Here is a 23131-nt window from a genome sequence, read left to right as displayed (position 1 = left end):
CGTGTTAGGGGTATTCAAAATGCACAGTAAAACGGTGCGTAACGGATTATTGTCTCCTAAAAGAGATCCTGTTTGCAATTTGGAGTCTCTTCCAACACAGAATAAGTATGATTTGTAGGATGTGCTGAGGTACGAAGCGCATCAATCGCGAACGATGCTGATGCGCTTCACGCTGTTCAGCACATCCTATTCATCTTTGATGTTGTGTTTGATACGGCCTCATTATCTCCAGGTTCAGACCTTAGCAAGATATACTATCGGCCCGTTTTGGCATTACTCTTCGTTAATTTTTTCTAATAGGTTTTTAAGGTATGACAGGCTGGCAATTCTGGATCGATCGGGGCGGAACTTTTACCGACATTGTCGCTTGTAATCCCGAAGGACAATTGATCACACGAAAGCTGTTATCGCAAAACCCGCAACATTATTCAGATGCAGCCTTGCAAGGTATGCGCGACATTTTGCAGTTACCCGCTGACGCGCCTCTTGCCGGGCTGATCGATAGCGTAAAAATGGGCACCACGGTAGGCACTAATGCTCTGTTGGAACGCAAGGGTGAAGCCGTGGCTCTGTTTGTCAATCGCGGCTTCAAAGATTGTTTGCGCATCGGTTATCAAAACCGGCCGGACATCTTTGCTTTGAATATTCGTCGGCCCGGCATGCTTTATCAAACGGTCCTCGAAGTCACAGCGCGCGTCAGTGCTCAAGGAGAAGTGCTGCAAGCGCTGGATACTGAAGAGGCACGGCTGCAATTGCAAGCGGTTTATAATCAGGGGATCAGGGCCGTTGCGATTGTACTGATGCATGCCTGGCGCTATCCGCAGCACGAGCTCGCGCTAGGCGAAATCGCCAGAGAGGTGGGTTTTACTCAGATTTCGCTGTCGCATCAGGTCAGTCCTTTACCTAAAATCGTCGGACGTGGCGATACCACGGTAGTCGATGCTTACTTGTCTCCCCTTTTGCACCGTTATGTCGCTCAGGTTGCTAACGGTTTGGGCGATAACGGTAAAGCCCCCCGACTGTTATTCATGCAATCCAACGGCGGCCTGATTGAAGCTACGGTCTTTCAAGGCAAGGATAGCATCCTTTCGGGCCCTGCCGGTGGCATCATCGGCGCAATAGCTGTAGCCAAAAGAGCCGGACTCAAAAAAATCATTGCCTTTGACATGGGCGGCACTTCTACCGATGTTGCCCATTATGCGGGAGAGCTCGAACGAACGTTTGAAACGGAAGTCGCCGGAGTTCGGATCCGCACGCCGATGATGCAGATTCATACCGTCGCGGCAGGCGGCGGGTCTATTTTGTATTTTGATGGCTTGCGTTATCGCGTCGGACCTGAGTCGGCCGGAGCGGATCCGGGGCCTGCCTGCTACCGGCGAGGAGGCCCTCTAACAGTCACCGATGCCAATCTGATGCTGGGCAAACTGCCCTGTTTTCCGGCTGTTTTCGGACCGGAAGGCACTCTGCCGCCCGATATCGAATGTGTTAAGCACCAGTTTGCCGAATTAGCCGGACGCATCCATGCCGCAACAGGCGACATGCGAAGTCCTGAACAAGTGGCCGAAGGGTTCTTGGCCATTGCCATAGAGAACATGGCCGATGCCATCAAAAAAATCTCGGTGCAAAAAGGCTACAACCTGACGGAATACAACTTGTGCTGTTATGGTGCAGCCGGCGCTCAGCATGCCTGCAAGATTGCGGACCGGCTTGGCATGCAGACCGTGCTGCTGCATCCCCTGGCTGGCGTATTGTCGGCTTACGGCATGGGACTGGCTGATTTTCGCGTGCTGAAAGAGCTCGCATTGGAACAAGCCTGGGACACGGTCAGTTTCGAAAGTCTCAAAAATCATCTGGCCAAACTGGAACAACAAGGCCGCTCGGTCTTGCATCGGCAAGGTCTACAAGACCATCAGATCAGCGCGCAATGGCGACTGGCCCTGCGTTTTCAAGGTAGCGATACGTCGCTCACTGTTAATTTTGATGATCCGCAAACACTCATCAGTAATTTTGAATCCAAATACCGCCGTCAATTTGGATTTTATTACACCCACCGGCCTGTATTGATCGCCACGCTTGAAGTCGAGTGCATTGCAAGCGATTCCAATCCGCTTGATATAAAAGTATTCAGCAGTCAAAACCGAGACGGACAAGCTGAAATGATCAACCGAATGTTCAGCGAGAACCGGTGGCACGATACACCGGTTTATTGCCGTGACCGTTTGCGGATTGGATCAGCCATAGCAGGCCCTGCAATCGTTATCGAGCCTACCTCGACGAGTGTGATTGAACCGGGCTGGCAAGGCGTGTTGCATGCCAACGGCGATTTAGTGCTAAGCCGCAAACAATCGCAACGTAATCGGGTGCTGGACACCCGTGCTGATCCGGTATTACTGGAGATTTTCAACAAGCGCTTTATGTCGGTAGCTGAGCAAATGGGCTTTGTGCTGCAAAACACCGCTCACTCGGTCAACATCAAGGAACGTCTGGATTTTTCCTGCGCGGTGTTCGATGCCGCAGGAGAACTGATCGCCAATGCTCCGCATATTCCCGTGCATTTGGGTTCGATGGGCGAAAGCGTCAAAGCCTTGATGCAAAAACTGGCAGGGCAATTCTTGCCCGGTGATGCTTATTTACTTAATTCACCCTACGCCAGAGGCACGCATTTACCCGATATTACGGTAGTAACGCCGGTATTTAGCGAAGATAGCCGACAGTTGCTGTTTTTTGTCGCATCGCGCGGCCATCATGCCGACGTTGGCGGTATCTCACCCGGTTCGATGCCTGCCAATAGCCGCTCTATCGGTGATGAAGGCGTTATCAGCGATGGCCTTAAGCTACTTGACCAAGGGCACTTTCAGGAAACAGCAATTCGCGCATGGCTGAACAGCAATCCGAACCCGGCCCGAAATCCCGATCAGAATATTGCCGACTTGCAGGCACAAATTGCCGCCAATCAAAAAGGCGCCCAGGAATTGTCGGCAATGGTCGCGTCCTATTCGCTGCCGGTTGTTTCAGCCTATATGCAATATGTGCAAGACCACGCTGAAGCCTGTGTCCGTGCTGTGCTGGCCCGGCTTGATGAGGGTCGTTTCGAATACGCATTAGATCAGGGCGAAAAAATCGCCGTACACATCAGTTTCGACCGCACTCACCGGTCGGCCCACATCGACTTCACCGGTACGTCTTTGCAAATGAGCGGTAATTTCAATGCACCGGCTGCGGTTTGTAAAGCGGCGGTGCTCTATGTCTTTAGAACCTTGGTACAAGACGACATTCCGCTCAATGCAGGCTGTCTGAAGCCGCTCAAGATCAGCATTCCTGAAGGCTGCCTGCTCAATCCGCATTACCCGGCTGCTGTTGTTGCCGGAAACGTTGAAACTTCGCAATACATTGTCGATGCCCTTTATGGCGCATTAGGCGTGCTGGCTGGCTCACAAGGCACAATGAACAACGTCACTTTCGGCAATGAACGCTACCAGTATTACGAGACTATCTGCGGCGGAGCGGGTGCAGGCGAGGGTTTTAACGGCGCCGATGCCGTCCATACCCATATGACCAACTCACGCATCACCGATCCGGAAATACTGGAATGGCGATTTCCGGTGTTGTTGAAAGAATTCTCGATTCGTGCCGGTAGCGGAGGGTATGGCCGTTATCGAGGAGGCGACGGCGTTATCAGGCGTATCGAATTTCTCGAAGCGATGACAACAGGCATACTGTCCAATCATCGCATAATACCGCCATTTGGTTTACAGGGCGGCTCGCCCGGAAAACCCGCCGTGAATCGTGTTATCCGAAATGAGGGAACCGAAGAGCAGCTGGCAGGCTGCGCGGAAATTCTCGTTAATCCGGGCGATGAGATAATCATCGAAACACCGGGCGGCGGCGGTTTTGGTTCAGTTAACAGTAATGGCTAAGGATAGGAGCACAAATAACTTCCCGAAATGGGGAAGATTTTTTAATAAACCCCTTTTTCAAAGCACTGTTCGCATTAGTCGTTGAAAGTACATCTTTGCCGTCATTCGGGCGTGGATTGCCGTAATCCAGGTCACAAGGATGTGAAAGTCCAACGCCATCCATGGCTTCTGTACCCGGCAATCCGTGAGGGGCGACAACCACTTTTAACGCAAACACAGGCATTTTCAAAGGGGACCTTTTTTGGTAGCACCTAAAGTGAACACAAAATGCAGACATTGGTTTAAGCTATGCCCGCTTGAAAAGAAGCCATTATTCATCAAATAGACCTGAATCAACCAATCATTATCATGACCCAGAATACTTCGCCGGGCTTCTTAGCCAAGGAACATACCATTGCCGGACCGGGCTTTAATCGCTGGCTGGTGCCGCCCGCTGCATTGGCAATTCATTTATGTATAGGCATGGCGTATGGATTTTCTGTATTTTGGCTGCCGCTATCACGGGCAATAGGCATTAAAGAAAGCATTGAATGCGGACCGGAAGTCGGCTTTTTCCAGGAGCTATTTGTTACCCAATGCGATTGGAGCATTGCCACATTAGGCTGGATGTATACCCTGTTTTTCGTTCTGTTGGGTTCTTCTGCCGCCATTTGGGGCGGCTGGCTGGAATCTGTCGGCCCCCGCAAAGCCGGTGTCGTCAGCGCTTTGTGCTGGTGCGGCGGCATGCTGCTTTCCGCTTTAGGCATTTACCTGCATCAATTCTGGATCATGCTGTTGGGTTCGGGCGTGATTGGCGGTGTCGGTTTGGGATTGGGTTATATCTCACCGGTATCGACGCTGATTAAATGGTTTCCTGACCGGCGCGGCATGGCAACCGGGATGGCTATCATGGGATTCGGCGGGGGCGCGATGATTGGCTCCCCTTTGGCAACGGCTTTAATGAAGTTCTTTGCGACCGAAACCGATGTCGGCGTCATGCAGACCCTGATCGCCATGGCAGGCATTTATTTTATCTTCATGATGGCAGGCGCATTAAGTTACCGGATTCCCGCTACCGGATGGCAACCAGCAGGATGGACGCCGCCAGTTCCGGAGCAAAACAAAAGCATGGTGACGCACGGTCATGTGCATGTGAAAAATGTTTTCAAGATCAAGCAATTCTGGCTGGTGTGGGCAGTGTTATGCATGAATGTAAGCGCCGGTATCGGCGTCATCGGTATGTCATCGCCGATGTTGCAGGAAGTATTCGGCGGTCAGCTGATAGGCATTGACAAGCCTTTTACCGGGCTGGATAAAACCCAGCTGGCTTCGATTGCCGGTTTAGCCGCCGGTTTTACCGCATTATTGAGCCTCTTTAACATAGGCGGGCGATTTGTCTGGGCCAGTTTGTCGGATTGGCTGGGAAGAAAACTGACCTTCATTGTATTTTTCGTACTGGGCGGGCTTTTGTACGTTAGTATTCCGGAACTGGCAATAACCGGAAATAAAGCCTTATTTGTCGCCGCGTTTTGTCTGATTTTAAGCATGTATGGCGGAGGATTTGCAACCGTTCCGGCCTATCTTGCCGACTTGTTCGGCACACAAATGGTGGGTGCCATTCACGGCCGATTGCTGACGGCATGGTCAACGGCTGGAATTCTCGGCCCGGTAGTCGTCAACTACATGCGTGAATATCAATTAAGTCTGGGCCTGCCACGCGAGCAGGTATACAACCAGACCATGCTTATTCTCGCCGGACTCTTGGTGATAGGCCTGATCTGTAATTTGCTTATACGGCCTATTGATGACAAGTGGTTTATGACGAATGCCGAACTGGAAGAAGAAAAGCGCCTGGAATATAAAAAAATACACGCCCATGATGCTGATGAAATGGTTTATACCAACACCCGCAGTCATCCATTAACAGTGTGGCTTGCCTGGCTGGCAGTTGGCATTCCTCTGAGTTGGGGCATAGTCAACACCTTGATCACTGCCGGTAAGTTTTTTTCCTGATGAGCGGATGTCAGGCACGGTGAGTCATTAAGTGCGTGCTTCAGCCAAATGCCCTGTCGATTTATTTTTTCACCACACCCAGCGCCATCGCGATGTGAGCCAGCTCGGCCACGGTGGATACTTTCAATTTATTTTTGATTTGTGTGCCGTAATTGGCGGCAGTTTTATAGCCCAGACAGAGCTCGTCGGCGACTTTATGCATCGTCAGGCCTTTAGCCAGCAGGCAAAACACATCAAACTCTCTGGCTGACAGGGATTCAATCAAGGCACGGTAATCGCTGGGATTTCCCGCGCCAGTTGTGTTTTTTAACAAGCCTTCCTCAATGTATTCTCCGCCTTCAGAAATTTTCTGTATCGCCTCGACCAGAATAGCCGGTGCGGAATTCTTGGTTATATAGCCTTTGGCTCCGGCCATCATGGCCCTGTTCACATAAACCTGTTCATCATGAACACTGAATACCAAAATTTTGGCATGATTATCTCGGTTGCAGATACGCCGGATGCTTTCCAATCCACCAATACCGGGCATGGATAAATCCAGCACCACCACATCGGGCTTGTTGTCCAGATACAGCTGGCAAGCTTGTTCCCCCCGTTCCGCCTCGGCGATGACCTGAATATTCGGTACGGAGGACAGCAGCAAGCGGAATCCGGCACGGACTACGGCGTGATCATCCACTAGTATGACTTTAATTGCTTCACTCATCTTAACGGTACACTGGCGGTTACGGATAATCCTTTTGAACTGTCGGTGCGAATTAAAAACTCGCCTCCCAAACTCTTGATGCGCTCTCTCATACCCAACATACCGAATCCGGACTTAAGCGAATCGGGGGCACAGCCCTTTCCATTGTCGGTAATATCCAAAAATAACACAGGGCCATGTTGAGGCTCATGTCCCAGAGCCAATTTAATAATGGCCTGACTGGCATCGGCATGGCGCACGACGTTGGTCAAACACTCCTGGATGACCCGGAAAATCTGAATCGTCATTTTATGATCGAGGTTATCGACTTCATCAGGACATTCCAGGGTTAATTTCAGTTCGGGGTTTCTGACCGCCCATTGATTCAACAAGTCCTCCAGCGTCGCTTTAAGTCCTAATTCCTTGAGACTGATAGGATGAAGACTGCGCATCATGGATCGGACAACGGTAATCAGATGATCACAAATCGAAATAATGGTATCGGCGATTTGATCGGTTTCGGCTTTTTTATTTTTGGCTGTTACCGCCATGACTTTAATGGCGGTTAATGATTGCCCCAGTTCATCATGCAACTCCTGGGAAAGATTCTGGCGTTCTTCTTCCTGAATCTCCAATGAGTGCTGGGTTAAAGCGCTGTTCTCCTTATTAGCGGCATCCAGAACTTCGGTCATATGATTGATAGCGCCGGCAATACTGTCGTATTCGTTGATGGAGAACTCGGGTAATTTCTGATCGTAATGGCCGGTTTCAATGCTTTTTAAACCCTCTACGATAACCCCGATAGATTTCAGGGCTTTATTGAATGCCAAATTTACCGCAAGGCAAGTCATCAATGTCATGACGACCAATGACACAAAAAAGGCGAGGCTTTCCTCCCATACTTCGGAAATTTCATCCAGCGGATTAGCTTTGATCAGCAACGTAATCGATTGTCCATCCAGTGTCGTCAACTGTTTCTCAACTTCCGGATACTGGCTGGACACCAGCTTGATAAACCAGCGAGGTGGCATTTCCTTATCGTTCCGGCGCTCTTGTACGGAATTAAAATTGACGATTTCACCGCTTGGCTTTTTAAGCTGAATCGTCAAATGCCGCGTTTGTCTCATCGCCACAAATCCCGGCAGCCATTCGTTGACATCAAAATTGCTACGTTTGTTTTGAGAAAAACTGAGCTGGACCAGTTGCAAGGTCAGGTTCAATGAGGAATCAATTTCGCGATCTACAGCCCCCCGGGCATGCCAGATAGCTACAGCACCACCTATCAACAAGATTAAAATGCTGGTCAGGACTATTCGAACATTGATTTGAAAACGTAAGCTCATCGCGCTGGGCATCGTGTTTAAACAAGCATTATCGGGTTACTTGTCACAACAACCTATAGGAAAAATTCTTTTTTTATTTTTGCGCGGATTCATCCACAACCGACAAAACGAATGCATTTAAGTTAATCGTATTTTGTAGGAGCGGGCCATGTCCGCGAAATGATTAGAGGGCCTTTCAATCGCAGGCATGGCCCGCTCCTCCGGATACCGCCTATCGCTTCATTTCGATAGCATTAACTTAACGGAATTGTTGGCAGCCCCTCTCTCGATGGACGAAAAAAAGGCAAGTGAAATGTCTTGAGCTTTATTTATTTGATGAATAAAACCAGTCCTCCGTAAAGACCGGAGGACTGGAAAAGCCGGATTGAGTTATTCCTCGGCGGATACGCTAATTTTCTTGGGTTGGACGGCTTCTTTTTTCGGTATTGTAATTTCCAGGACACCGAGCTTTGATCTTGCCGATATGGCATCGGCATTGGCTGTGTCTGGCAAACTGAAACGACGGTAAAACGAGCCGTAAGTTCGTTCTACACGTTTATATCCTTCAGTTTCGCTTTTGGCTTCCGTTTTTTTCTCGCCTTTTACGGTCAAAATGCCGTCTTCCATACTCACATCGATTTCCTCGGGTTTGACTCCGGGAATATCCGCATACAAGATAAATTTATCCGCTTCTTCTTTTATATCGACTGCAGGCGCCCATTCTGCCGTTGACGTGGAGCCGCCATCAACCGCACTTTTTTCATGCGCTCGCTCCAGTTCTTTTTGCAATTGATTCAATAAACTCCAGGGTTCATATCGGGTGATAGCCATAACAACCTCCACACTGATCAATAAATTATTGGTTTAAAAGTTAAGACAGGGTCAAAAATAATCTGCCTGACTGTTACTGCCGATTATCCAATGTATCTTGATGTGATCCGATTTTTCACCCTGATATTTCAACCAGCAGTTCAGTCGGCTTTCCATTTCCAACTTGAGTCACAACAAATATAAGGTCTTTCCTTTTCTTTTCAACCCACCCAGACACGGGCATTTCTAAATAATCGCATCCAGGGTCCATACTCACCCCAATCACCGGGATGCCAGGAATTCTGCATCGTTCTGAAACAACGCTCAGGGTGCGGCATCATGATCGTGAAACGGCCGTCTCGCGTGGTCAAACCGGTAATGCCAAAAGGAGAACCATTGGGATTTGCCGGAAACTCCGTCGTCAATTCTCCTTCATTGTCCACATAGCACAAAGAAACAGCCCCGGCTTCCAGAGCAACAGCAGGATCAATGTTAAATTCGGCGCGCCCTTCTCCATGAGCAATAACAACCGGCATTCGGGAACCGGCCATACCGGCAAACAAAATGGACGGTGATTCCTGCACTTCAACCAGAGCAACCCGGGCTTCGAACTGTTCGGAATCATTACGCATGAAACGCGGCCAATGCTCGGCCCCCGGAATAATTTTCTGCAGACCCGACATCATTTGACAGCCATTGCACACTCCCAAGCCAAAAGTGTCTTGCCTTTGGAAAAAGGCCGAAAACGCTTCCCTGGCCCGAGTATTGAATAAAATGGACTTGGCCCAGCCGCCGCCCGCACCCAGCACATCACCGTAAGAGAATCCGCCACAAGCGGCCAAGCCGGTAAAATCCTTGAGGCTGACCCGGCCATGAATAATGTCGCTCATGTGCACGTCTATCGCAGTGAAACCTGCCCTGTCAAAAGCCGCCGCCATTTCGACGTGACCGTTTACTCCTTGCTCACGCAAGATGGCGACTTTGGGTCTTGCTGCGTTGATAAACGGCGCGCATACGTTTTCATTTGCATCAAAAGTGAGCACGGCATTCAAGCCCGGATCCCAATCATCTCTAATGCGTTCGAATTGCTGTACAGCACAATCAGGATTATCGCGTAAAGACTGCATCCGGTAACTGACCTCGGACCAGGTAGTTTGTAATTCGGCTCGCGTGGCTGAAAATACGGTTTGCACACCGTCGAAGATAACCAAAGTCTGCGAAGTCGCAATCTCCCCAATTTTATGACTACAGGCACCCAGTCCGGCTTCGCTCAATTGAGCCAGAACTGTTTCGCAGTCCTGCTTGCGCACCTGCACAACTGCGCCTAATTCCTCATTAAACAAGGCCGCTAAAACATCCGGTCCCAAGGCGCTGATATTCAGATTAACGCCTAACCGGCCGGCAAACATCATTTCAGCAACCGCGGCAAGCAATCCGCCGTCAGAACGGTCGTGATAAGCCAACAAGCGGTCTTGTTGATTCAATTGTTGAATCACATAAAAAAATGCTTTAAATAATCCGGCATCGTCCAGATCCGGCGTTTCATCTCCCATTTGCCGGTAAACCTGCGCTAATATGGATCCGCCGAGCCGGTTTTTGCCTTGACCCAAATCAATCAATATCAGCTCACTGTCTTCATCGCGCAATTGCGGCGTCAGCGTCTTTGTCACATCCAAAACCGGCGCGAACGCAGAAACGATTAACGAAACCGGTGCCGTCATAACTTTTTCACGGCCCGCTTCCTTCCAAACCGTTTTCATCGACAATGAGTCCTTACCCACAGGAATAGCCAGACCTAAAGCCGGGCATAAGTCCTTGCCTATGGCTTTGACCGTATCAAATAAGGCGGCATCTTCGCCTGGTGCGCCGGCCGCCGCCATCCAGTTGGCCGAAAGTTTAATGTGCTTTAATGAATCAACCCGCGCAGCAGCCAGATTGGTTAACGCTTCACCTATTGCCATGCGGCCTGAGGCCGGGGCATTGATAACGGCCAGCGGCGTTCGCTCACCCATGGCCATGGCTTCACCGGTAACCGCATAAAAGCCGGACGCAGTTACCGCAATATCGGCAACCGGCACTTGCCAGGGACCTACCATTTGATCACGCGCTACGAGGCCGGTTACAGAACGGTCGCCGATATGAATCAGGAAACTTTTATCGGCTACCGCAGGAAACGACAGGACTCGGCGCACCGCATCTTCAATAAGAACGGCTTCAAAGTCGAGTGAGCTGTGATGGACCTTCAGATGACTGACGTCTCTGTGCATTTTTGGGGGCTTGCCGAATAAGATCGACATAGGCAAATCCACGGGCTTATCACCCAATAATGCATCGCTTAGCTCCAAATGCTCCGCTTCAGTCGCCTCGCCGATCACGGCAAAAAGACAATGCTCCCGCTCGCAGAACGATTTGAACAGTTCCAGAGACTCCGGCCTGATCGCGACAACATAGCGCTCCTGGGCTTCGTTACACCAGATTTGCATCGGCGACATGCCCTTATCGGCATTCAGCACGTCGCGCAGTTCAAATCGGCCGCCACGGTCACAATCATGAATGATTTCCGGAACCGCATTCGATAAGCCGCCCGCGCCGATATCATGAATGGACACAATCGGCGACTCATCACCCAGAGAATTACAATGATTGATGACTTCCTGACAGCGCCGTTCCATCTCAGGGTTTTCACGTTGCACTGAAGCAAAATCCAACGCTTCCGAGCTTTCCCCCGAGGTTTGCGAGGAAGCAGCACCTCCGCCCAAACCAATCAGCATGGCAGGTCCGCCCAATATAATGATTAACGAACCGGGCGGAATCACATTTTTATTGACCAGCATAGGACGGATATTGCCCATGCCGCCGGCAATCATAATCGGCTTGTGGTAACCGTTGAGAGAGGCGCCGTTACTGTCAGGAACGACTTGTTCGAAACTGCGGAAATAACCGGCCAGATTGGGCCTGCCGAATTCATTGTTAAATGCAGCTCCGCCGATGGGGCCTTCGAGCATGATCTCCAAAGCCGAAGCAATCCGGCCCGGCTTGCCGTTGTCCGTTTCCCAGGGCTGATTAAAACCTGGTATTTTTAAATGCGAAACGCTGAATCCGGTCAAACCGGCTTTGGTTGCCGATCCCCTACCCGTTGCCCCTTCATCGCGAATTTCTCCGCCCGAGCCTGTAGCTGCGCCTGGATGCGGAGAGATTGCGGTTGGGTGATTGTGCGTTTCCACCTTCATCAGCAGATGGGCTTCTTCTTCGACATAAGCGTATTCACCGGTCATCGCATTGCGGATGAAAACTTGCGCCTTGGACCCTTCGACTACGGAAGCGTTATCGTGGTACGCGGATAAAATGCCGTAAGGACTTTGCTCCGCCGTATGACGGATCATGCCGAACAAACTTTCCGCTTGCTCAACCCCGTCAATTGTCCAGCGGGCATTGAAGATTTTATGACGGCAATGTTCAGAATTGGCTTGAGCGAACATCATCAATTCAACATCGGATGGGTTACGGCCTAATTTTTGAAAACTATCGGTCAAATAATCGATTTCATCATTGGAAAGCGCCAAACCCAATTCGCTGTTGGCTGAAACCAAAGCAGCCCGCCCCGATTCCATCACGGCAACCCGTTGTAAAGGTTGCGGCTCATGGTGTGCGAATAAATCCTCTTCTCCTATCAGATTGCTGGGTTTAACTACTTGCGTCATTCGATCATGCAGGGCGGCCCCAATCTTTGAAAGAGACAGCTCACTGAGCGAAGACTGGCTTTTTAACTGGTATTCGATACCGCGTTCAATCCGATTGATCTCAGTTAATCCGCAGCGCTGTGCAATTTCGGTAGCTTTACTGGACCAGGGAGAAATGGAGCCTGGCCGGGGGAAAACAGTCAATTGAAAATCAGGGCTGTCTTCAGCCTTATCGGCCAAACTAGCGCCGTAACTTAACAGCCTGTTTAAAATGGCGGATTGACTTTCGCCTAATGGCTGAGTCAGTTCGACAAAATGAACATAATGGGCTGAAACGGCCAGAATTGAAGCATCAATTGATTGCAGCTCGGTCAACAATTTTGTGACGCGAAAACCGGAAAGTGCGGAGGTGCCAGGAATTAATAGCATAGTAATAGGTATTGGGAATTTAAAATTCGGTGGGGGACAATCACTGTTTTAGACAGGCATGAGCTGATCCATAACGGGATACGGCCGTTTAGAAACCGGGTAAGCTAACGCTAAACCCGGCCTACGGCACTAATCATCATTAAGGTCCTGCTCGATTGCTTTTTGCAAAAGTGTCAAAAGCGCCAAACCTTTTCCTTCGGATAAAGGTTTTTCTTTCTCATCCAAAATAAAAATCTCTGTGAAGCCTTCATATTCGATCAGTTTAACGCGGTATTCAAGCTCAGTGCCGCCCCCGCTGGCGCCAAACATAAACAGCATCTCATCCCAAAAGGAATCATCCGTCACTTTAAGTTCGTCAGGATCGAATTGAACGATATAGATGCCATTTGCCCGATCGCGGGAGACGATTTCAACCGACTTCCGGCTCAGTGCCTTACCAACCACCCGCCAGGTCCTGGACATGTTTTCACTCAAGCGCAACCGGTTTCCATCGGTGCCCCCAACGCGTTCTACCGTGGCCGTTTCACTCGCTTCCTCAGTATCTCCGGGCTCGGCAGACTCAGCCTGGACAGCGGCTGTGGTTGTGGTTGTGGTAACCGGTTGAGTTACAGCGGCAGATGGAGATTTTCTGATCGTGTTATGTACGAGATCATCCGGAACGATTAAATCCGGTATTTCAGCTTTAAACTGATAATCTTTTTCCTTATCAGGAAACCAGCTCTTAATCCGGCTGCAACCGGCTCCAGTGCCCAGAATAATGGCGAGTAAAACAAACTTTACAAAAAACCTGTACATAGGCTACTCGATAACCTCAGCCTGACACATGGCGGCTCGAACCGTTTCGTAACACTCTTCGGTCAACCAGGTCAACGGCAAACGGATGCCTTTTTTAATCAGTCCCAGTTCCGCCAAGGCCCATTTAACCGGAATCGGATTGGATTGAATGAACAGGTGTTTATGCAAACCCGTTAATTTGGCATCGATAGCCAAGGCAGTTTCACGATCCCCGTCCATTGCCGCATTGATCATTTCATGAACCAGTCGAGGTGCCACATTGCCTGTGACGGTTATGGTGCCGTTACCGCCCAACAAGCAAAATTCGCAGCTGGTTGCATCATCGCCTGAATACAGCGCGAAATCATCACCGCATAAATTTCTGATCTGTGTATAGCGCTCAAGTTTGCCGGTTGCCTCTTTGACGCCCACGATATTTTTGATTACCGACAGGCGCGCGATGGTCTCAGGTAACATATCGACGGCAGTCCGACCTGGCACATTGTAAAGAATTTGCGGAATATCGACGGCTTCGGCAATCGCTTTATGATGCAGATACAATCCTTCCTGCGTTGGCTTGTTGTAATAAGGAGTTACCAGCAAACAGGCATCGGCACCTGCAGCTTTGGCACGGCGCGTCAATTCCAGCGCCTCAGAAGTTGAATTGGCCCCGGTTCCGGCAATGATAGGTATGCGCCCCGCCGCGTAACCGACGATCGCAGCAATTACCTCACAATGCTCTTCCTCATCAAGCGTTGCAGACTCACCTGTTGTACCTACTGCAACAATAGAATCCGTTCCTTGCTCAATGTGAAACTCAACCAATTTTTTCAGGCTGACCTGGTCTATGCTGCCACTCTCATCCATGGGTGTAACCAACGCAACGATACTACCTTGAATCATGCAAATCTCTCGATGATATTAAAACAAAAAAATGGTCAGGCATTATAACAAGCAAACTATTAAAACTCAGCTCGATCGTGAACTTATTGTAACTATTCAGCGAGTCGGGCAGTTCCTTCTCCCCTACTGTGAAAGTCAGGATGGCAGAGTAGTAAGGTGGATAGCGACAGCGCATCCACCTTCAACAGCATTGTTTGCATTAAGAGTTGCCGTCGTTCAGGCAGGGACGCCTTACACGAACAGTGCTTTATTATTTAAAGGGTTTACCATCGTTTACGCATACCCCACACATAATTCATGCAGCCCAAGCATAATGGCTGTCCGTTTATTAAATTATAGGTAAACTTCATTTTCTCAATAAAACCAATCTTCTACAAAACAAAACAGACTTGCTAATCTGATTCTACATGCAGCAAAACGGGTATTACGGTATAATCTTTCCCCATAAAACCCTCGCGCAGTTGCGCCAATCCAATTTTACAGGTAAATGCATGACCAATGATGATTCAACTTTCCCCACTTTCCGTGAATTAGCACTGATTGAACCTCTGCTAAAAGCACTGGATGATGTTGGCTATGAATCTCCCTCCCCTATTCAAGCACAAATCATCCCCTATGTACTCGAAGGTCGAGACGTGGTGGGACAAGCACAAACAGGAACAGGCAAGACAGCAGCCTTCGCACTGCCGCTGCTGTCAAAAATCGATTTAAAGAAAACCGAACCCCAGGTTTTGGTATTGGCGCCTACACGAGAGCTGGCTATACAGGTTGCTGAAGCGTTTCAACGCTATGCAACCTATTTAAAAGGCTTTCATGTACTGCCTATTTACGGCGGCCAGGATTACACCACGCAACTGAAACAGCTGAAACGCGGACCACACGTCATCGTTGGCACGCCGGGCCGGGTCATGGATCACATGCGCAAAGGCACTCTAAAACTGGATGCTCTAACCTGTCTGGTTCTTGATGAAGCCGATGAAATGCTGCGTATGGGCTTTATTGATGATGTTGAATGGGTACTGGAACAAACGCCTAAAAAGCGTCAAATCGCTTTATTTTCGGCAACCATGCCTGCGGTTATCCGCAAAATCGCTCAAACCCATCTTAACAATCCCGAAGAAATTACAGTAAAAGTTCGCACCTCTACTGCAGAAACCATTCGCCAGCGTTATTGGCTGGTCAGCGGTATTCATAAGCTGGACGCCCTGACGCGCATTCTTGAATCCGAGACATTTGACGGCATCATCATTTTCGTTCGCACCAAAACTGCGACGATCGAACTTGCCGAAAAACTGGAAGCCCGCGGTTACTCGGCTTCTGCGATCAACGGCGATATGTCCCAGGCTTTAAGAGAACGAACCATCGCCCACATTAAAAACGGTCAGCTTGATATCCTGGTTGCTACCGATGTCGCTGCACGCGGATTGGATGTGGAACGTATCAGCCACGTTATCAACTACGACATTCCTTATGACACCGAAGCCTATATCCATCGCATAGGCCGCACAGGCCGCGCAGGCCGCACTGGTGACGCCATTTTATTTGTTTCGCCCCGCGAAAGACGCTTGCTCAGCAACATAGAAAAAGCGACCCGACAAAAAGTGGAAGAAATGGGATTGCCTTCAACAGAAGTCATCAACAATAAAAGAATCAGCCGGTTCAAACAACGCATTACTGACACGCTGGCGGCTGAAGAATTGAGTTTCTTTACTCAATTGATGGAACAATACCAAACGGAACATAATGTTTCCGCCATCCAAATCGCTTCAGCATTGGCTAAAATTGTCCAAGGCGACACACCTTTACTGATCAAAAATCCGCCAAAAAGCACAAGAGAACCCAGCGAAAGCCGCCCTTCAAAATTTGACAACAGCGACAGACCTGCGCGTGACCGTAGCGACCGCAAACCGAGACGCAGCGGGGAAAGTGATGTAGAAATGGAAACCTATCGAATAGAAGTCGGCCGTACCCATGGCGTTAAACCCGGCAATATCGTCGGCGCAATCGCTAACGAAACAGGCTTGGACGGCGATCATATTGCGCGCATTAAAATTGAAGAGAATTACAGTACTGTTGAGCTGCCGGCCGGCATGCCCAAAGACTTGTTTAATGACTTAAAGAAAGTACGCGTCGCAGGACTGCCTCTTAATATTTCCAGAATGGGCGAGTTAGTCAGTAAAGACAAAAGCAAAAAAAGAATGAGCTCGACGTCCAAAAAGAGCAAACGTCCGCAAGAGTGATATTAAAAAACGATTGAAGCTTGGAATCTATTGGATGACATTTGAAACTACGAACAAATGTCATTCCTGGAACTAAAAATAATCAAAAGTCCAAAGGGTACGCAGGAATAGACCTCAAGTCAGTTTAACGATAGCGATAGCGGCTGAAACGGTCAAACCTAGCGACCAGAACACGAACCTGTCCATACGCTGGGTAATTATGGTCAGGTGTTTTTCAATTTGTTCAAAATGCTTATCAGCTTGCTCAAAGCGCTTATCCACCTGCTCAAAACGTTTATCCACTTGCTCAAAGCGTTTATCGACCTGCTCAAAACGCTTTTCCAATTGTTCAAAGCGCTTATCCATGTCAACACGCATTTCTTCAAATCGTTTATTGCTATTTTCAAAACCTTGCAACATCAGTTCTCGCTGGTGCTTGAGTTCTTCTTCGACGCGCACGATACGTTCTTGAATATCCAACTCGTAACGGACATTAGCATTAACCACTTCCGGACGAGACGCCAGCGTCTTATCGATCAGTTGTTGAATTTGTATCAGATCTTCTTGGCCCAGTGCCATTTTGAAACCTCTTGAAATAACTACATAGGCATACTAGCGATATCAACCTGGATTGACAATAGCTTCTTACTGGAACTGAACTAAACACCCAACAACTGCGTATCAAGTCAGTTTAACGATAGCGATAACGGCTGAAACGGTCAAACCCAACGACCAGAACATAAACCTGTCCATACGCTGGGTAATTATCGTCAGGTGTTTTTCAATTTGCTCAAAGCGTTTATCGACCTGCTCAAAACGCTTATCTACTTGTTCAAAGCGTTTATCCACCTGTTCAAAGCGCTTATTCATGTCAGCACGCATTTCTTCAAAACGCTTGTTCACATCAGAGCGCGCCTCATCAAAATGCCTGTTAACTTCTTCAAAACGTTTATTGCTATTTTCAAATCCTTGCAACATCAGCTGTCGCTGATGCTAAAGTTCTTCTTCGACGCGCACGATACGTTCTCGAATATCCAACTCATAACGGACATTGGCATTAACCACTTCCGGGCGCGCAGCCAGAGTTTTGTCGATCAGCTGTTGAATTTGTATCAGGTCTTCTTGGCCCAGTGCCATTTTGAAACCTCTTGAAATAACTACATCGGCATACTAGCCAGATCAACCTGGATTGACAATAGCTTCTTACTGGAAATGAACTAAACACCCAACAACTGCGTATCAAGTCAGTTTAACGATAGCGATAACGGCTGAAACGGTCAAACCCAACGACCAGAACATGAACCTGTCCATACGCTGTGTAATTATCGTCAGGTGTTTTTCAATTTGCTCAAAGCGTTTATCGACCTGCTCAAAACGTTTATCCACTTGCTCAAAGCGCTTATCTAATTGTTCAAAACGTTTATCCACTTGCTCAAAGCGCTTATTCATATCAGCACGCATCTCTTCAAAACGCTTGTTCACATCAGAGCGCGCCTCATCAAAATGCCTGTTAACTTCTTCAAAACGTTTATTGCTATTTTCAAATCCTTGCAACATCAGCTGTCGCTGATGCTTAAGTTCTTCTTCGACGCGCACGATACGTTCCCGAATATCCAACTCATAACGCACGTTGGCGTTAACCGCTTCCGGACGAGACGCCAGAGTTTTTTCGATCAGTTGTTGAATTTGTATCAGATCTTCTTGGCCGAGTGCCATTTTGAAATCCCATGAAATAACTACATAGGCATACTAGCGAGATCAACCAGGATTGACAATAGCTATCAGGTTGTTTTCGGGGAAACTATTCTATTTTGACTCTTACCTTAAATCACTCACACCCAATACAGGAAGGGCCTCACCTTATTTGTGGAGGGATTCGATGCGACCAATAATCAGCCACGCTTCTTTTTCAGGTTAATAAAAGGTGCTTGGTTCACCTTAAGTCCGCCGGTCAAGTAGCTCATAGTTTAATAATCATGTCCTAAACTTAGCCGAAGTGCTTACCTCGAACGTTTTTTACAACCAACTGTTTTTTGCCCCCACACGCTTTTCGGTATAAACGCTTTATACCGAAAAACTTAGGCAGCCAAGGCTACACTATCTAGCTCAGAATAAAGTTTATAACCGGCAGCATAGTCATTGCTCCATAATGGATTAGCTAACACCTCATCCAGATTTATTGAAAATGGAAATCTATCTCCGTTGAGGCGACAGCAATCGCCTATCAACTTAAATTTAAAATTTTCCCTGTTGACTATCTTGGCCAAAGCCATTGTAGTCAGGAAATACCACGTCTTAATCTGCCTTTTTTTACAATAAATTGAAGCCGCACGGTACAACCCCCAAATGAGACTATTTTGCAACCGCCTCTGGTTAAACAGGTAAGAAACGGCCTTTGAATCCTGTTCAGCAAGACCAGTTGGAGGAATACCATCGGTACAACGCCGTCGAACCTCTTTTAATACACAAAGCCTTGATAATTCAACTGACCGAGCAAGCTCATCCCGATTGGCCTGTTTATGAATTTTGCAATGTTCTAAAATGGGAAGGCGCCCGTTTTGATGAAATATCAACCTCATAGCCCCTACCCAAGCACCCGATTGACGATGCCTTAATATAAAATGTACTGCATTGGAATCCCATTTGTCTTTTTCATAGGGCTCTGGACAGTTTTGCTTATCTTCAAACCCCATCTCCTCACAGTAAACTTGATATCTAATATTAAAATGGATTTTTCTGGCATGCTCAGTGTCAGCCAGAAAAACCTCAAAAAATTCATCAAACATAACGATCAGACTCCTATGAAATTGCTAATAATCAAATTCAGTTCTAAAACAAATCGACCGAAACTCCGCTAGACCCGAGCTGAACTAAAAAAGCATCAAGTGTCAGGTTCTTTTACAACTAGACTTATACTAATCAAATAAAATTAAGAAGATCTTAACGGTGCCTGAATAGAAATAATCACAAGCATCCAGGTATTATCTTAATATTCAGATTAAGACACTCATATTTCAACTATCAGCAAGATAGGACAAACATCCTTGATTAATCCTGCGCCTTGTTTATCCTTAAATGAACTATTATAAAAAAGGACTCCAGCCATGACGAATAATTTTAGTTACGCACAGGCTTTTTCAAGAACCATTGGGTGGGTTACGGAAAACGAGCTTGATATTCTTTGCAACAAAAAAATAGCCATTGCCGGGTTAGGTGGCGTAGGCGGCAGCCACTTAATTACATTAACCCGGCTGGGCATTGGAAAATTTAATATATCCGATATGGACCGTTTCGAACTCGCCAATTTTAACCGGCAAGCAGGCGCCTCTATGAGCCATATTGGTCAAGCAAAAACAGTAGTCATGGCCCAGCTTGCACTGGACATAAATCCTGAACTAGAAATCAACCTATTTTCAGACGGTGTCAGCCTGGATAATTTAGAAGAATTCCTAACCGATGTCGATCTTTATGTGGATGGACTTGATTTTTTTGCGATGACTATTCGTCGCGCCGTATTCGCCGCTTGTGCAAAAAAGGGTATTCCGGCAATCACGGCAGCTCCATTAGGAATGGGCTGCGCGTTATTAAATTTCCTGCCAGGAAAAATGACCTTCGAAGACTATTTTCAATTGGAGGGATACCCTGAAGATGAACAACTACTCAGATTTTTGCTGGGACTTTCGCCAGCCATGTTGCAAATGCCTTATTTAGTGGATGCCAGCCGGGTCGACCTTAACAATCACAAAGGCCCTTCTACACCGATTGCCTGTGAACTATGCGCCGGATTGGCTGGGAGCCATGCTCTGAAAATCTTATTGAATCGTGGCAATATTCCTTCTGCTCCCCACGGCATACACTTTGATGCATATCGGAATAAATTGGTACATACTTGGCGACCAGGCGGCAACAATAACCTATTACAGCGCCTCGGCCTCAAAATCGCCAAACACCAACTGTCAAAAAAACTGACACCGCCCTTAAATCCATAGGAGCCAATACCATGGCACTGAATACACCTATAGAACGCATTCTTGATTTGGCCCGCTGGGCCCCTAGCGGCGACAACACTCAGCCTTGGCGCTTTGAAATTGTCGATGGCAGGCACTTTAAAATACATACGCATGACACCAGAGACTGGTGTGTTTATGATCTCGATGGTCACGCAAGTCAGCTAGCCATTGGCGCTCTTTTAGAAAATATTGCCATCGCCGCATCGGGCGAAGGAATGACGGCTGAGTTTGCCTACCACCATGAATCGCCGGAAGCCAACCTTTTGATTGAAGTTGTACTAAATGAAACGCCTGATCTATCATCCCACGACTTACTTCCGTTTATAACCGAGCGCACTACTCAACGGCGGGCTTTTTCATGCCAAAAATTAACTGAAGACCAAAAAAAGCATTTGGAACAGGCTGTAGGCTCTAATTACAGGGTCATCTGGCTTGAGGGTAAGAAAAAAAGACAAATGGCAGGCTTATTATTTCGTAGCGCACAAATTCACTTATCAATCCCCGAAGGCTACGAAGTTCATAAACGGATTATCGAATGGGACGCTCAATTCAGCGAAGATCGCATCCCCGATCAGGCAGTAGGACTGGATCCTTTAGCGCTTAAGCTGATGAAATGGGCTATTAAAAGCTGGCAACGCGTTGATTTTTTAAACCGTTTTATGGCAGGCACCCTGCTCCCCAGAATCGAACTCAGCTTAATTCCAGGCCTTTTCTGCGCCGCGCATTTTGTGATTGCTTCTAAAGAACCGCTGCAAACCGAAAACGACTATCTGGACGGAGGCCGTGCTTTGCAACGCTTCTGGTTAGAAGCAACACGCCTGAAATTACAATTTCAACCGGAGATGGCGCCCGTTATTTTTTCTCGTTATGCCAGTGTGGCTAAAATTTTTACAGTGGATAAAAACGGGATACGAATAGCAAAAAAAATAAATGGTGAGATGAATAAGCTGGTCAGCCAAGTTAACGGCCCGTGCCGCGTTTTTATGGGCCGACTTGGATACGGAAACCTGCCAAAAGCAAGATCTACCCGGTTAGCAACAAGCAAATTGATCGAATAGCAGCATTTCCATTTTACACTTGATGGATTGCGGGCCTTGCCAAGTTGCCCATAGCCACACTGCCCCAACAAATTGGCTTTGCCTACATACAGGTCAATTCCGTTATATTGTAGGAGCGGGCCATGCCCGCGATTGAACCGCATTCATGGCTCGCTCCTACAATACTGCCTATCGATTCATTGCGATGATCTTACCTTAACGGCATTGGGCTACAGGTAGTCCTGTATCCCTCAGAATAAGCAGCCAGCCTGACAATATCTTAATAAAACAGCCTTTTTAGCTGGTTGTTAAATGTAATTTTAAAATTTAATGCGCTTTGGATTTTACCCATTTTCTTTAAAATCAAGCATCTAAATATCAGGAATTATCTATGAGAAAAATATCAGCTCCACAAATTGCCAGTTTTTTGGTGCTATTGACCATTATCGTCACACTTAGCGTCCTAACCACCTCAATTTTGCTTCAGTTTTTGAGTCCTGGAGACTACCGCAGCATTGTCTCAATAGGCATATTTATATTACATTTTTACTTATATGCTTTCGTGATTTATCGATTATTCCTAAAATTCCTTCCCCTTCATGAAGGAGAATTGAAACCGGGCACAAAAGAGGAATTTTCCGCACAGGTTAATATTCTTTTTTATCTTTTATTATTTAACAGTTTGATCCGTACCCATTTTATACCCGTACCGCTGCTTCGCCTGGTTTATCTGGCACTAGGCACAAAACTAGGCCAAAACACCTACAGCGCTGGTACGCTGCTTGATCCCCCCTTAACTGAATTTGGCGATAATTGCATCATAGGTCACGATGCTGTGGTTTTTTGCCATGCGATTGAAGGCGAATATTTTGCGCTTTCAAAAGTAAAAGTCGGCAACAACGTAACAATTGGTGCTAAAGCCGTCATTATGGCGGGGGTAACTATTGAAAATGGCGCAATAATATCAGCGGGAGCGGTTGTAACCAAAGATTGCCATATTAGAACTAATGAAATATGGGGCGGAATTCCGGCAAAAAAGATTAAATGACAGACTCTTGTTACTTTCATTGTCAGATTACTTTACAAAAACTATTTTACTATTTTGATTCGGCTACGATTAATTCCATTAAAAGAAGGGTACTTACTAAAACTTTACCCTGTTAACAATCTCGCAGGTAGTTATCCGTATCTTTTGACTTACCTTTTCTCAGTTTATTTGTCAGATTCCTTTACACTTTCTCGAAACAAAACCTCATGACATTTTTTAAGTAATTGATATTTATATTAATGTTAGCATTGGCATAGTATCTGCCTCTTTATTAAGCAAACCAGTACAAATACAGGTTTAAGTAT

The 23131-nt window shown here is 47.5% G+C and carries 17 protein-coding genes; 6 read left to right on the top strand and 11 right to left on the bottom strand.

Translation table 11 applies throughout. From position 1 onward, the window contains the following. Nucleotides 1-311: 311 nt before the first annotated feature. Both GO003_RS13220 and GO003_RS13215 read left to right on the top strand, forming a co-directional pair. Nucleotides 312-3917 carry a hydantoinase B/oxoprolinase family protein gene (locus GO003_RS13220; RefSeq protein WP_159652556.1) on the top strand — a complete coding sequence of 1202 codons (3606 nt, stop codon included), beginning with the start codon at nt 312-314 and terminating at the stop codon, nt 3915-3917. A 348-nt stretch (nt 3918-4265) separates the two neighbouring features. Then, nucleotides 4266-5909 (top strand): OFA family MFS transporter, encoded by a 1644-nt coding sequence (locus GO003_RS13215; protein ID WP_159652558.1) that lies wholly within the window; start codon nt 4266-4268, stop codon nt 5907-5909. A 61-nt stretch (nt 5910-5970) separates the two neighbouring features. Here the strand turns inward: GO003_RS13215 and GO003_RS13210 are convergent, their stop codons facing one another. From GO003_RS13210 to dapA, 6 genes are all read right to left on the bottom strand, one after another. Beyond that, a complete protein-coding gene (locus tag GO003_RS13210; RefSeq protein ID WP_159652560.1) occupies nt 5971-6615 on the bottom strand; it encodes a response regulator transcription factor in 645 nt (214 codons plus the stop codon). Continuing rightward, nucleotides 6612-7937, bottom strand: coding sequence for a histidine kinase (locus GO003_RS13205; RefSeq protein ID WP_159652562.1), 1326 nt, complete (start codon nt 7935-7937; stop codon nt 6612-6614). Before GO003_RS13205 ends, GO003_RS13210 begins: the two co-directional genes overlap by 4 nt. Nucleotides 7938-8306: 369 nt before the next feature. Next, nucleotides 8307-8747, bottom strand: coding sequence for an Hsp20/alpha crystallin family protein (locus GO003_RS13200; RefSeq protein WP_159652564.1), 441 nt, complete (start codon nt 8745-8747; stop codon nt 8307-8309). A 200-nt stretch (nt 8748-8947) separates the two neighbouring features. Next, complete coding sequence (purL, locus tag GO003_RS13195) at nt 8948-12835, bottom strand: phosphoribosylformylglycinamidine synthase (RefSeq protein WP_159652566.1); 3888 nt, start codon at nt 12833-12835, stop codon at nt 8948-8950. A gap of 129 nt (nt 12836-12964) precedes the next feature. Then, the gene (bamC, locus tag GO003_RS13190; protein WP_159652568.1) at nt 12965-13630 is read right to left on the bottom strand and encodes an outer membrane protein assembly factor BamC; all 666 of its coding nucleotides are present in this window, start codon (nt 13628-13630) and stop codon (nt 12965-12967) included. Nucleotides 13631-13633: 3 nt separating this feature from the next. After that, nucleotides 13634-14512, bottom strand: a complete 879-nt coding sequence (gene dapA, locus GO003_RS13185) for a 4-hydroxy-tetrahydrodipicolinate synthase (RefSeq protein ID WP_159652570.1) — start codon at nt 14510-14512, stop codon at nt 13634-13636. Nucleotides 14513-15003: 491 nt separating this feature from the next. Here dapA and GO003_RS13180 point away from each other — a divergent pair, with 491 nt between their 5' ends. Continuing rightward, nucleotides 15004-16752, top strand: coding sequence for a DEAD/DEAH box helicase (locus tag GO003_RS13180; RefSeq protein WP_159652572.1), 1749 nt, complete (start codon nt 15004-15006; stop codon nt 16750-16752). Between the two features lie 114 nt (nt 16753-16866). Here the strand turns inward: GO003_RS13180 and GO003_RS13175 are convergent, their stop codons facing one another. The 5 genes from GO003_RS13175 to GO003_RS13155 all read right to left on the bottom strand — a co-directional run bounded on the left by GO003_RS13175 (nt 16867) and on the right by GO003_RS13155 (nt 19517). Then, the gene (locus GO003_RS13175; protein ID WP_159652574.1) at nt 16867-17310 is read right to left on the bottom strand and encodes a hypothetical protein; all 444 of its coding nucleotides are present in this window, start codon (nt 17308-17310) and stop codon (nt 16867-16869) included. A 102-nt stretch (nt 17311-17412) separates the two neighbouring features. Further along, nucleotides 17413-17709 (bottom strand): hypothetical protein, encoded by a 297-nt coding sequence (locus tag GO003_RS13170; protein ID WP_206444581.1) that lies wholly within the window; start codon nt 17707-17709, stop codon nt 17413-17415. Nucleotides 17710-17724: 15 nt separating this feature from the next. Continuing rightward, nucleotides 17725-17868 carry a hypothetical protein gene (locus GO003_RS13165; protein WP_206444582.1) on the bottom strand — a complete coding sequence of 48 codons (144 nt, stop codon included), beginning with the start codon at nt 17866-17868 and terminating at the stop codon, nt 17725-17727. Between the two features lie 102 nt (nt 17869-17970). Beyond that, nucleotides 17971-18447: a hypothetical protein gene (locus GO003_RS13160; protein WP_159652576.1), complete on the bottom strand. Its 477-nt coding sequence runs from the start codon at nt 18445-18447 to the stop codon at nt 17971-17973. A 362-nt stretch (nt 18448-18809) separates the two neighbouring features. Further along, on the bottom strand, nt 18810-19517 hold the full coding sequence (locus GO003_RS13155) for a PEP-CTERM/exosortase system-associated acyltransferase (protein WP_159652579.1): 708 nt from the start codon (nt 19515-19517) through the stop codon (nt 18810-18812). A gap of 318 nt (nt 19518-19835) precedes the next feature. On the opposite strand from GO003_RS13155, the gene GO003_RS13150 reads away from it, so the two are divergent. The 3 genes from GO003_RS13150 to GO003_RS26405 all read left to right on the top strand — a co-directional run bounded on the left by GO003_RS13150 (nt 19836) and on the right by GO003_RS26405 (nt 22826). Continuing rightward, nucleotides 19836-20720 carry a ThiF family adenylyltransferase gene (locus GO003_RS13150; RefSeq protein ID WP_159652581.1) on the top strand — a complete coding sequence of 295 codons (885 nt, stop codon included), beginning with the start codon at nt 19836-19838 and terminating at the stop codon, nt 20718-20720. An 11-nt stretch (nt 20721-20731) separates the two neighbouring features. Continuing rightward, nucleotides 20732-21799, top strand: coding sequence for a nitroreductase family protein (locus GO003_RS13145; RefSeq protein WP_159652583.1), 1068 nt, complete (start codon nt 20732-20734; stop codon nt 21797-21799). Nucleotides 21800-22169: 370 nt separating this feature from the next. Further along, nucleotides 22170-22826 carry a DapH/DapD/GlmU-related protein gene (locus GO003_RS26405; RefSeq protein WP_159652585.1) on the top strand — a complete coding sequence of 219 codons (657 nt, stop codon included), beginning with the start codon at nt 22170-22172 and terminating at the stop codon, nt 22824-22826. The last annotated feature ends 305 nt before the right edge of the window (nt 22827-23131 follow it).

The sequence above is a fragment of the Methylicorpusculum oleiharenae genome (assembly GCF_009828925.2).
Classification (GTDB): domain Bacteria; phylum Pseudomonadota; class Gammaproteobacteria; order Methylococcales; family Methylomonadaceae; genus Methylicorpusculum; species Methylicorpusculum oleiharenae.
This window is presented reverse-complemented; position numbering and strand designations above follow the sequence as displayed.